At 62.8% G+C, this 1,987-nt stretch carries 3 pseudogenes; 1 reads left to right on the top strand and 2 read right to left on the bottom strand.

Going from position 1 to position 1,987, the window contains the following annotated elements:
- Window positions 1-15 precede the first annotated feature (15 nt).
- Window positions 16-878, top strand: a pseudogene (locus ACP151_RS21325) (transposase); the annotation flags it as partial.
- Between the two features lie 80 nt (window positions 879-958).
- Here the strand turns inward: ACP151_RS21325 and ACP151_RS21320 are convergent.
- Together ACP151_RS21320 and tnpB are read right to left on the bottom strand one after the other, a co-directional pair.
- A pseudogene (locus tag ACP151_RS21320) lies at window positions 959-1,453 on the bottom strand (IS66 family transposase); the annotation flags it as partial.
- Between the two features lie 38 nt (window positions 1,454-1,491).
- Window positions 1,492-1,968 (bottom strand): annotated as a pseudogene (gene tnpB, locus ACP151_RS21315) (IS66 family insertion sequence element accessory protein TnpB).
- Window positions 1,969-1,987 lie beyond the last annotated feature (19 nt).

Here is a 1,987-nt window from a genome sequence, read left to right as displayed (position 1 = left end):
CGGAGGTGGGTGGCAATGATGGGACCACGGCAGGAAGCGCAGGGCGCGCTGTTCTATGAGTTCTCGATCGAGGATCATGTCCCGCAGGATCACATGCTTCGGGCGATAGATCGGTTCGTCAACCTGTCTGGCATCCGGCGGCACCTGGCTCCTTTCTACAGTTCGACCGGCAGGCCGTCGGTTGATCCGGAACTGATGATCCGGATGCTCCTGGTCGGTGACACGATGGGCATCCGCTCGGAGCGACGGCTCTGCGAGGAGGTGCATCTCAACCTCGCCTATCGCTGGTTCTGCCGCCTCGATCTGACCGCCCCAGTGCCCGACCATTCGACCTTCTCAAAGAACCGGCACGGTCGGTTCCGCGATAGCGATCTCTTGCGGCATCTGTTCGAGACGGTGGTCGCGCGCTGCATCGAGGAAGGGTTGGCGAGTGGTCAGCGCTTTGCGGCGGATGCCAGCCTGATCCAGGCCGATGCCAACCGGCAGAACTCGTCGCCGCAAGCGGACTGGGCCCCCGAGAAGATCGCCCACGAGGACGCGCCGCGCGCTGTCAGGGAGTATCTGGCGACGCTTGACGATGCGGCCTTCGGCGCGGCCAGCCCGGTAAAGCCGAAGTTCACCTCGCATTCCGATCCGGCCTCGCAATGGACCGGCGCACGGGGTGGACCCGCCTATTTTGCCTATTCCACGAACGACCTGATTGACACCGACAATGGCGTGATCCTCGATGTCGAGGCGACCCGCTCGATCCGGCAAGCCGAGGTCGGTGCCGTGCGGACAATGGTGGATCGGGTGAGCGATACCTTCGACCTGAAACCTGAAACCTGAACGCCGATACCGCTTACGGCACGGGCGAAATGCTCGATTGGCTGGACCGGTAGCGCGGGATCGCCCCGCATATCCCGGTGATCCACTGCCCGGCAGGGCATTGCGCAGCAATGTCCCGAGAGGGGACAAGTCCGGGCGCAAGGACGGCAGGTCATTCGCGGGCGGATAATACGGTTCACCAGTGAGCCATTGATGCGCCGTTGGCTCAAGCACAATGGCGAACGCGGCCCGGCACATATTCCAGCTCCTCCGTCACATCTTCGGCAATGGCGCGCAGCTTGCCGCCGCATGTGCAGGCTTCGCCGAGCGTCAGAACCTGATCAATCCGGGGCAGTTCGGGCGGCAGCGGTTTGCGTTTAGGTTTGGCCTTCTGCCCCTCAGCATCCCCGTCAGGAGCATCTGCGCAGGTAACCTGCGCTGCCGCGGTCTCTTCCTCCTCCAGACGGAGTTGAAGCTGATCCAGACTTTCCGATTTTGATCCGAACCGGTGCCGGTTATGCCCCGCAAGCTGGTGTTCCAGCTTGGCGATCCTCAGCGCCTGCGCCTTTACCAGATCAAGCAGCCCCTCCGCCGTCTCGCGGAGATCTTCGGGATCGGAAGGCAGTGTTTTGGGCGCATCCAGCATGGGCCGGAATATACCCCGGCTATGGCGGAATGGGAATCCTACGGCTCTGCAATTGCGGGATAATTCCCGGCGGTCAGCGGCTTCCAGGTCTTTTGCGGCAACTCTAACCCGGCAGGCGATTTGCAACGCAAATCTGCCGAGAGGGCGCCAATCGATCCCCTCCAGAAGCATCGACAGCTGAGCAGGCGTCAGGTTGATCTTGCCGTCTTTCGCAGAAGGCCAGACAAACCGGCCCCGTTCCAGCCGCTTGCTGAACAGGCAAGCCCCCTGGGCTCCGCCCGTTCTGCCCTCAAATCATCCCCCGGATGATTTGCCGCTGCGCGGTCCGGGCTTCACTCCCACCAGATGACCTTCAGCAGATCCCCGCGCCGTCCCCGGAATACGAACAAGTGCCCGCAGAACGGATCTTCTGCCAGCACCTTCTCAGCCAGCGCCGACAGCCCGCCGAACCCTTTGCGCATGTCCGTGACTCCGGCGGCCAGCCAGATCTTCGTGCTTGCCGGAACCGGGATCACGAAGCCAGCTTCCGGATCA

It is taken from the genome of Leisingera sp. S232, from assembly GCF_049800895.1.
Lineage (GTDB): Bacteria > Pseudomonadota > Alphaproteobacteria > Rhodobacterales > Rhodobacteraceae > Leisingera.
The sequence above is the reverse complement of the archived record's forward strand: the minus strand, read 5'-3'. Positions and strand labels throughout refer to the sequence as shown.